General features: G+C 38.6%; 10 protein-coding genes. 9 read left to right on the top strand and 1 reads right to left on the bottom strand.

All coding sequences use genetic code 11. The features are described 5' to 3' along the window. The 9 genes from FCR06_RS31415 to FCR06_RS31375 all read left to right on the top strand — a co-directional run. Positions 1 to 229 (top strand): transposase (locus FCR06_RS31415; RefSeq protein WP_189523660.1); only part of this gene is annotated, 229 nt, incomplete at its 5' end. Between the two features lie 169 nt (positions 230 to 398). After that, complete coding sequence (locus tag FCR06_RS31410) at positions 399 to 713, top strand: hypothetical protein (RefSeq protein WP_069074926.1); 315 nt, start codon at positions 399 to 401, stop codon at positions 711 to 713. Between the two features lie 322 nt (positions 714 to 1,035). Continuing rightward, positions 1,036 to 3,858: a hypothetical protein gene (locus tag FCR06_RS31405; protein ID WP_138506761.1), complete on the top strand. Its 2,823-nt coding sequence runs from the start codon at positions 1,036 to 1,038 to the stop codon at positions 3,856 to 3,858. 2 nt (positions 3,859 to 3,860) lie between these two features. Further along, positions 3,861 to 4,571, top strand: coding sequence for a hypothetical protein (locus FCR06_RS31400; RefSeq protein WP_138506759.1), 711 nt, complete (start codon positions 3,861 to 3,863; stop codon positions 4,569 to 4,571). A 183-nt stretch (positions 4,572 to 4,754) separates the two neighbouring features. After that, positions 4,755 to 5,873 carry a hypothetical protein gene (locus tag FCR06_RS31395; RefSeq protein ID WP_138506757.1) on the top strand — a complete coding sequence of 373 codons (1,119 nt, stop codon included), beginning with the start codon at positions 4,755 to 4,757 and terminating at the stop codon, positions 5,871 to 5,873. A 64-nt stretch (positions 5,874 to 5,937) separates the two neighbouring features. Then, on the top strand, positions 5,938 to 6,729 hold the full coding sequence (locus FCR06_RS31390) for a hypothetical protein (protein WP_138506755.1): 792 nt from the start codon (positions 5,938 to 5,940) through the stop codon (positions 6,727 to 6,729). Further along, positions 6,726 to 8,315 (top strand): TrbI/VirB10 family protein, encoded by a 1,590-nt coding sequence (locus FCR06_RS31385; RefSeq protein ID WP_138506753.1) that lies wholly within the window; start codon positions 6,726 to 6,728, stop codon positions 8,313 to 8,315. Before FCR06_RS31390 ends, FCR06_RS31385 begins: the two co-directional genes overlap by 4 nt. A 14-nt stretch (positions 8,316 to 8,329) precedes the next feature. Continuing rightward, positions 8,330 to 9,043: a hypothetical protein gene (locus tag FCR06_RS31380; protein WP_138506751.1), complete on the top strand. Its 714-nt coding sequence runs from the start codon at positions 8,330 to 8,332 to the stop codon at positions 9,041 to 9,043. Continuing rightward, positions 9,040 to 9,774, top strand: coding sequence for a hypothetical protein (locus tag FCR06_RS31375; RefSeq protein ID WP_138506749.1), 735 nt, complete (start codon positions 9,040 to 9,042; stop codon positions 9,772 to 9,774). The genes FCR06_RS31380 and FCR06_RS31375 overlap by 4 nt, the downstream gene beginning before the upstream one ends. 3 nt (positions 9,775 to 9,777) lie before the next feature. Here FCR06_RS31375 and FCR06_RS31370 read toward each other — a convergent pair. After that, the coding region (locus FCR06_RS31370) for a transposase (protein WP_223280386.1) at positions 9,778 to 10,105 on the bottom strand (328 nt) is incomplete at its 5' end.

The raw sequence follows: 10,105 nt of genomic DNA, 5'->3' as shown, positions 1-10,105 counted from the left end.
GATTAAGCTTTTGATTGAAGGAGTGGGAGCAAGTATTCTTTATCTATCTCCTTATTCTCCTGAATTCAATCCAATTGAACATTGGTGGTCACAATTAAAAGCTTTTCTGAAACAATTTTCTCCCAAGAGTTCATCTGTCGTTGATGGTTTAATTAAAATTGCGCTGAAACTAGTTGATCCAAAACATCTAAAAAATTGGTTTACTAATTGCTGCTACTGTACCTCATAAACCTCAAATATGCTGTATCAGTAGAGAGTGATGTATTTATCTGCATCGTCAGAGTCCCCCATTTCTCACTCATTAGTAGGTAACAGTTAGGGTCAAACTATTTGACTGAAACTGTGATAACTGATAACTGATTTAATACAGTCTTTTCATGCTGAAATAGTTTGAGATCATGAAAAATGAAAATAAATTTCGGACTGTAAATAGAATTTTGGGAGACAGACCCAGATTAGGCCCATTTCCCGCCGACCAAATTTTTCCTTGGTCAGTAATAGGAGTAGTGAATGTATTTGTTGTTTCTTATACATTTCAAGCTGGATGGTTAGCAACTGGATTAAGTATTGCTTGGGGATGGGCAACATGGTGGGTAGTTTCTACGAATAAAGATTTTTTGGGAAAATTTATCGGCGTACCACGAATTAGTAGAGGTTATATGCCTTTTAAAACATTGAAAAAGAATACAAAAATCAGAATTAAAAGGGAATAGGGAACAGGCAACAGAGGAATTCCCAGAATTAAAGAAGTAGGTTGAGAGTCAAAATTCACTCCGTCAGGGGCGATGCCCTGAGCTTGTCGTAAAGCCTGCGGCATAGCTACGCTTAGGGCGTAGCCTCTCCAAGAGTTGGGTCATAATTCAGGAATGTAATAGACCGAAAAAGCGGTGCTTCGTAGCATCTCCGGTTCTGCTCCTGAATTATTCTTGAATCTATCATTTTCTACCGTTCCTACTTAAGAGTTAAGAGTTCCCTGTTTTGTAACAGTAAATAATTTGAATCATCCACCAATCGTAGATAATTTGTGCCTTCATAATGAAAACTCCGAAACAATCTAAATATCCAGATAAATTAGGTAAGAAAAAATTAGAAAAAGAGCAAATTGAGTTTGCTAAAGTCTTGACTCCCTTTGAGGATATTATTCATTTAGCAGGGATTTGCAACTTGAATTTAGGCGGGAGAAAAGGCATAGGTGCATTGATTCTCAAAAAAGGTGAATCTATTCAGATTAAATTTTGTTTTGATTGTTTAGGGATTCATCCGAATTTAGCCAATGAACAAATATTACCGATATTCGAGGGGATAGAAGCCGGACTTAAGGAAATCCCAGAGCAASAATCAATGACCATACATTTTGGTTCATTTACTTCGGATTATGAACGGCAACAAGAACTTAAGCAAATTGAGAATACTTGTTCAGTCGAACAACTTAAACTCTTGATTCGTAGTGAAAGATTACGAATCAAAGGATTAACCAAAAGTGGAATCCGAAAAAACAAATTCTTGAGGTTGTGGTGTACTTATACTGTTGCTTATGATGAGTCACGAAATCAAGATTTTGTTGAGTCTATTATTAAACAATTGGAGAAATTCTGGTACAAATTCACTGGAGAAATTCACTACATTAATAATACCAAGATTGAAAATATTCTGCAAAATTCATTTAATGATGGTTTTCAATCATGGGAGAATTTGCTTAGTAATAAGATGAAATTAGGGATTAAAGCTTTGAGTCCTGAAGAACTCTGGACGGTAATCTGGCAGCAATTTAACCATTCTTCACCAACAGCAATCCCAAATCCCTTAAAAATAGATGAAATAAATGGACTAATTGAAACCCAAACAAGTGATTTTCACATCCGGCATCATTTACTAGAAGATGAGCAGTCTTTACCATTTTTGGATCGTCAATGGGTAAAAATCCAAGATAAATATATTGGAGCGCTGAATTTTAGTCAAAAACCAGGGGGCTGGATAGACGAACAGGGACAACTAAGATATCTCTGGTCACTGATATCTAGAGATAGTATTTTCGATACTGAAATCATCTGTCAAGTTACGAAAGCTAACCAAGGAATCACAAAAACTAATCTGCAAAGACTAACTAAACAATCGATTACTTCTACGACATTATCCAGTGAGAAAGGTAATATTGATGTCAAGTCGGGACTGAATATTGAGTCAGCAGTAGAAGCCCAAAAGACGATTTACAAAGGAAATGTTGTCGTACACACGGCTGTAGTTTTTCTGGTACACCGTCAATCAACACGCTCTTTAGATGAAGCTTGCCGTTACCTTGCGAGTTACTTCTTGCGTCCGGCGGCAGTTGACCGGGAGATAGAATACGCCTGGAAGACATGGTTGCAGTGTTGTCCATTTGTTTGGGAACCACTGTTAACCAAGCCTTTTAACCGCAGATTGCCATATTTTAGTTCCGAAGCACCAGGGCTGATGCCTTTGATCCGCACAGCCACAGGAGATCGGACTGGGTTTGAGTTAATTGCAGAAGAGGGCGGAACACCTGTATATCTAGACTTGTACCAAAATCACAAGAATCTAGCTGTTTTCGGTGCAACTCGTTCGGGGAAATCAGTTCTGGTGGCTGGAATTCTCACACCAGCACTTGCCCAAGATATCCCAGTTGTCGCTTTAGATTACCCCAAACCAGATGGTACATCTACCTTCACTGACTACACTAATTTGTTAGGAAAAGACGGGGCTTACTTTGATATTTCTAAAGAATACAACAATCTTTTTGAGTTACCGAATTTGCAAGGACTAGAACCAGAAATTATCAATGAAAGATTGAATGATTTCAAGGAATTTTTGAAATCGGTGCTGATGACAATGGTGATTGGAACTAGCATGATTGGGGTTAGTCCTGGGATGATTACCAATATTGAGTCAATCATTGCTTTAACATTAAAAATATTTTTCAACGATGATGAAATCAAAATGCGCTATAAGTTAGCGCTCTTATCAGGAGTGGGAACTAAGGCATGGACAGAAACTCCAACACTGCAAGACTTTTACAAATACTGTTCCCCAGCCTTTGTTAAATTAGATTCTATTGCCAGTAACAGTCGAGATATAATGTCAGCTTTAGAACAAATTCGACTGAGACTTAGTTACTGGTTAAGCACAAGAGTTGGACAGTCAATTTCTCGCCCTTCTAGTTTTAGAACTGATGCAAAATTACTTGTTTTTGCATTAAGAAATTTATCAAGTGAAGCGGATGCAGCCATCTTAGCTCTGAGCGCTTATGCTGCTGCACTCAGACGAGCGTTAGCATCGAAAGTCAGTATCTTCTTCCTCGATGAAGCACCAATTTTATTTCAATTTGAATCAATTGCAGATTTGATTGGTAGATTGTGTGCAAATGGTGCAAAAGCGGGAATTCGCGTAATCCTATCTGCCCAAGAGCCAGAGAGTATTTATCAAAGCAAGGCAGCATCGAAAATTTTTGCAAATATTGGGACTAGATTAGTCGGGAGGATACAAACCTCAGCAGTAGACCCATTCATAGATAGATTTAAATATCCCACCGAAATCATTCGAGTTAACAGTACAGAAGCTTTCTATCCCCAAAAATCGGGAATTTATTCTCAGTGGCTGCTTGATGATAACGGCAAGCTCACTTTCTGCCGTTATTATCCTGCACACTGTTTACTGGCATCTGTTGCCAACAATCCCCATGAGCAAGAATTGCGGACTCTTTTTCTGAAAAATTATCAAGATAATCCTTTGTTAGGAATGGTCAGGTTTACTGAGGATTATATCAAAATGATTCGGGAAGAAGAATTATCTGAGGAAGCTAAAAAACTCATGTTTCAATTACAAAAAACAAAGGTAGCTTAACCATGAAGAATCGTCAAAAACTTGCTGTACTACTCTCTGCTACTGTAGTAAGTTTATTACTAGCTACACCCAGTTATGGATTAGTCATTAGTGATTTTTTTAGCTCTATAGTTGATGATATTAAAGGTGAAGTAAGTCAGATACAAACTTGGACAAAATCGCAAATAGATCAGAGTTGGGCTGGCATTAAGGAAGATGCTCAAGCTGCAATTGATAATACTGTCGGAGAGATGGGAGCGCCAGATCCGATTGCTAGTAGCGATGAACTAAAAAATCGTATTGCTGATACTTACTCTTTACCAGTCGCTAAGGAAAAGGGGCAAGATTTAGAGCGAGAACTCACAAGAGCTTCAATCATCAGTGTTGTAGGTAAAACTGGGCAAGCAGATACGTCTCAAAAAATAGAGAAAACAACACAAATAGCTCAAGACGCAAAAACCATTGCTGACCAGGCTCAAGACATGGATGCTTCTCAAAATGTCCTGAAAGCGATCGCCGCTCAGAATGCTTTGGTAGTTTCTATGTTGGCACAGCAACGTACAGATTCTTTGCAAGCAAGGCAGGATAATTCATACTCCAATCTCATGCTGACTCAAGTCGCAGAAAACACAGCAAATGCACGAAAAAAACAAGATTTAAATGAATTAGGCACTCTTTCTTTGACCCATGAACTTATCGGTATATCTCGTTTAGATCCCACCCAAGAAAATTGACCAAGAAGAGCGAACTCTTAACAAGTAACTCTTAATAAGAAACAGCAAAAAAAATCTGCTAGACGGTGCGTTTCCACCTCTAGCTCTTGGAGAAATCATTTAGTTTTAATTATTGAATTTTTTCTATCCCTTGTTGACCCTTAAGAGTTATCTCTTCGTTTTATTTATCATCAATTCACGCTTATGCTTTCAAAAAATTACTTATTCGCTCAATCTCAGTTTGCTGGTGCAGATTTACTTGAACAAGCAAGTAATACAGCAGATTTTATTGCTCAAGGTTTTAATCAGACTTGGGAAGAAACTATCACAGGTGATTTATATGCTGCTATGTGCAAAGTCGGTGTATTATTCGCCGTTGCAACATTTGTTTTTTTCATGGTTGAGTGGACAAAGAAAATGCTCTTAGGTGATGAACAACGTGCATACACGGATTTTATTTGGGTGTTGATAGTTATAGTACTCTTAGCAAATAATGGCAAAGCTTTAGGAGCAGGTACTCTCGGAATCAGAAATTACATTAACAATACAAACCAATACATGCTAACACGTACAGCAAAAGGTATTGATTTAAGAGCTGCATATCAAAAAGCTTTGGGTGTAGAAGCGGTGCGTGGAGCTATTGCGAAAGAAATAGAAAATTGCAAAACCTCGTCTTTGAGTCCAGAAGAATCTGTTAAATGTCTGTCGGATGCTAAAGATAGACTTCAACAAGACTATCCGAGTTATTTTACTGGTGAAAGCGGCCCGTTTTCGTGGGTCATTCAAAAAATAGACAGAATTATTCAAGCTCCAATAGAGGCAATTAAAGGTGGGGCTAATCCTATACAAGTAATACTTTCCCCTTTCAGTGCTTATATTGGTTCTTCGGTCATCGAAATTGTTTCCATTGTACTGATTGGGTTGAACGGAGCTTACCAATGGGCGATTGAACTAACGATGTTGTTAACAGCACTTCTCGGCCCTTTAGCTGTAGGTGGTTCTTTGTTACCTTATGGTGGAAAAGCAATTTTTACTTGGCTTACGGGTTATTTCGCTGTAGGAATGGCAAAACTTTGTTTCAACGTAATTGCCGGATTAGCCGGACAATTGATTGCTACCTCTAGAGCAGATCAACCTCTATTTTTTCTTTTTACAATTGGGATTTTTGCTCCTTTCTTAGCAACTGGATTAGCTGCTGGTGGTGGTTTAGCTGTACTTCAACAAATCAACAAAGCGGCTGAAACCTATAGCACAATCGCTATTGATGCTACTAAAGCTATAACAACATCTGGTGGCAGTTTAGTATCAAAATTCAGTAAATAGAGGTAATAGCTATATTAAGAGTTCTCTATTAAGAGTTAAGAGTTCCCTCTCCAACAAACCGACAATGTTTAATACAAAGAATGGTACAAAGGCAAAACCAGAGCCGTTACAGCTTCTGCAATATAACAAATCTGTCCCAACTAGAATCGGAATAATTTCACTGGCTGGATTTTCGATGGCTTTGTTCTCTTTATTACTACAAATCCTTAATTATGGGGCAGTCAGTAGTTTAGGTAAAAAGCAGTTAGCCCTAGTGCAATTGTCATCAGGAGAATCAGTTGTTGCCCAAGCAGTAGAGCCGAATGAACGCTCCGATGAAGTTATTAAAAAATTTATTTCTAACACATTTATTAAGATGTTTAACTGGGATGGACTTGTTCAAACTTTTAATGAAAAAGGAGAACCCATTACTAAACAAGATACTGGCATAGATGTAGGTAGAACTGAACGCTCTAATGGCAGAGTAACTACTTCTTCTTATGAAGCTGCATTTGCAATCAGTGATAATCAAGATTTTCGGACAGCATTTTTGCGTAAGCTAGCTAAAATGACCCCAGCAGGGGTATTTAACGGTGATACACAAGTCTCTTTAATTATCCGCTTCATTTCATCACCTCGCAAAATTAAAGATGGTAAATGGTCAGTAGATTTAGTAGCTACTCTCGTTACTTTTACAAGAGTTGATAATGCAGGTAAAGGTATATCCTTTAACAAAACTATTACTGTAGAAGCCATTAGTACACCGCAAAACATCCCCACTGATACTACTGCTCTGGCAAAGAAAATATATCAAGTCAGGCAACCTGGATTAGAAATTACGGAAATCGTTGATTTAAATTTAGCTAACAGACAATGACAAATACTCACATTAATAGCTCATCAACTGTAGATGATTTTCTCCAAATAGATAATGACTTAAAATCTTCAGCAAGGAGTTCAGATTCCAGTCCAAAGGAAATTACGTCAGAGCGAGAATTAGATAATCCATCAGTCACAACTAAACATACAGTAATTACTTCTCCCTGGTCAAGACTGTTGGTCATAGCACTCCCTTTTGGATTGACCTTCCTAGCTATATTTTGGCTGCTGAATGGGATTTTTAATCCTGATAGCCGCGATACTACTAAAACTATTGAAGAACCAAAGTCTTCAGAAACTAAAGAACAAGTTGAGCAAACAGATGGGGATGTTTACGCTAAGTTAGCGCTGAATCAGCAAGAAGATGAATTAAATAAAATTAATCAGAGTAAGCAGGAAGTTAAAGTTAATAATAAACCTGTCAGTGTTGCAGCTTCACCACCACCAACAGCTAGACCTGTGGCACAAACACAAAGTCTTAGTCCTAGACGAGATTACGTTCCGAGTAGAACTAACCCGACTATTTCATCACCACCTCGTAATCAAACGTTGCCAAGAATTAGTAATCCTTTTAGGACTGTTACGCCGAAAACAGAAACGCCAACAGACGTGATAGCTGAATTTAATCGACTTCGCAGCTTAGGATCTTACGGAAAAATCGCTTATACACCTACTTCAAATAACCAGCAAATATCAACAGAGGCGACATCCTTTCAAACACCGAATACAACACGAATTCAAGTACAGCCACCCAATAGTGCTTATACAACACAGCAAACACGCCCTAACTTCTCTAACAGTACATCCACAGAAATTGAGAAAATTCGCCCTCGTTGGTTAGCCGATTCTAAATCTGATAAACAAATAGCAGATGGTAATTACTTGTCTCAAGAAAACCAAATTCTGCAACAGCGCAAAACTCGCTATTTAGTTGTTGGGGAATTCGCAAATGGTGTTTTAGTGACTCCAGTGATCAAGCAGCAAAGCGAAAATACTCGCTTCCAACAACAGCAGGCTCCAGATGATAGTAAACGCTATGTTGCCAGATTAACGGCTGATTTGCATGACAACTATGGAAATGTGGCAATTGATAAAGGCACTTTATTGGCCGTTGAAACCCTACAGATAGATCGTGGCTCTTATGCAACTGTGCAAGTCACGAGCATTATCAAAGATAACACCGAGTACCCAATTAGTAGCGGTGCAATTTCTGTATTAGGAGAAGGTGGGAAACCATTACTAGCTAAACAGTTCCAAGATAAGGGAGGGGAAATTGCAGGTTCTGACTTGACTGTGGGATTAGTCAGTGGTTTGGGTCAAGTAGGAGCAATCCTGAATCAATCTGATTCCAGTAACAGTGTAGTTAATTCTGCTACAGGGACATTTAGCTCTAGCACGACTTCAAACAGCCAGCGCAATATTGGCGGGGCATTCTTACAAGGTGCTTTTGGTAAGCTTAGTGACACCATTGCTCGTCGTGCAGAAGCTTCTAACCAACAAATCACCGCTCGTCCCAATATTTGGTATATCCCACAGGGGACAAAGATTACGTTTTTGGTGAATCGTTCTCTGGAGTTGCCGTGAAGAAGTTAAAACTCGTGACAGCGTTCCAGCTTGGGGTTGCTGCTTTTTTGGCAGTGTGTCTAGTTCCAGCCAAAACCTATGCTCAAAGCACAGTCCGCACCATAAAGCAATCTCAGGTTAGTGGTAGTACTGCCAAGCTGCAAAAAATTAAGGTCTGGAATGGCTCAGGCGTATCAATTTCATTTTATGAAATCAATGAGATGGTGAAGCGGGTGTGGATTGACGATCCCTCGCAAGTTCTGATTGACACTGATGGTTGTTTAGAGGGAATCGACCAGAACTGTCAAAACAGTAGTGCCGGACTACTTCACTTACGCCGGATCAAAAAGGTTCCGGTTCCAGGACTGCCGCAAACAAGTGCAACTTTGCTTACAGTGATTACTCAAACTGCTTCTGGCAATCGCAAAGTTTACCACTTTCAAGTTACCCCATCTAATTCCCATCCTGAATATAGTCAAGTGTCAATTATTAACGACAAGCCATTTACTCTAGTAGCTCGACCCTTATTATCGCCCTTAGTACAAACTATCAACACCATAAAACAAATCAGAGCGGGGATGAGAGTAGCGATTAGTAATGGTTTGCTCAATCAATCTGATGAACTTCACAATCGGATTGAGCAATTCTTGACTCATTTTCAAGGTGGAGAGCAAATGCCTGCTGCTGCTGATAAAGCTGGTGTTTCACTTAAATTAGTTAACAAATTAATTGAGCTTGGACAAATATGAAATCATCAAAGCGTTCGCCCAAAATTAGTTTTGACACGATTCGCTATTTAATATTGTTTGGGTTGCTAGGAGGATTGTTTATTCACAGTTTTTGTAAATATGGAATTATGAATCAGGTAATTGGATTTATACTGCCCAAAGCATCAGCACAAGTCCCATTTGTTAGTAGCAACAATGGCTTGATTCCAGACTGGTCAAAAATGAAGTTTCAAGACATGATTGTATCTGAATCTGGTAATGTGACTTACCCAACTGACCGAGGGAATCAGACTAGAACTTGGCAAGCTGGACAAAGTATTGGCGATTTTATGGAGCTTGGGGATTTTGAAGATGCCAATCTGAATATTGAAAAGCTTACCCTTTTGACGATATCTCAGGCATTAGCTATTGATTTAGATAGTTTAAAGCTTGACGATTTTGGAATAATCAAAACTCAAACCCTTAGCGATTTAGTCAAGGCTATACCTGATTTAGCTAATCAATCAGCCAGTAGTGTAGCACCAATAGCTGACTTTTTTCGCCAAATGGGTATCAGCACTAATCAAAGAATTGGTAACGTTGCTAATTATTACAATTTAGATAATATCACTCTCGGCAATGAAATTGATTTGTCTAAATACAAGCTGACATCGATTCCGGGGATTGAAAACTCATCATTTGATGAATTTGCTAATTGGCAAGATACTCTAATTTCAGACATCCCCGGATTAAAGGATTTACAGCATATTTGAGGTTTATGAGGTACAGTAGCAGCAATTAGTAAACCAATTTTTTAGATGTTTTGGATCAACTAGTTTCAGCGCAATTTTAATTAAACCATCAACGACAGATGAACTCTTGGGAGAAAATTGTTTCAGAAAAGCTTTTAATTGTGACCACCAATGTTCAATTGGATTGAATTCAGGAGAATAAGGAGATAGATAAAGAATACTTGCTCCCACTCCTTCAATCAAAAGCTTAATCTCTTCGACTTTATGAGCAGGTAGATTATCCATTACAACGACTGCACCAATCTCTTCGACTTTATGAGCAGGTAGATTATCCATTACAACGACTGCACCA

It is taken from the genome of Nostoc sp. PA-18-2419 (assembly GCF_005869855.1).
GTDB lineage: Bacteria > Cyanobacteriota > Cyanobacteriia > Cyanobacteriales > Nostocaceae > Nostoc.
Note: the sequence above shows the minus strand (reverse complement) of the source record. Positions and strands in the feature narration are given on the sequence as shown.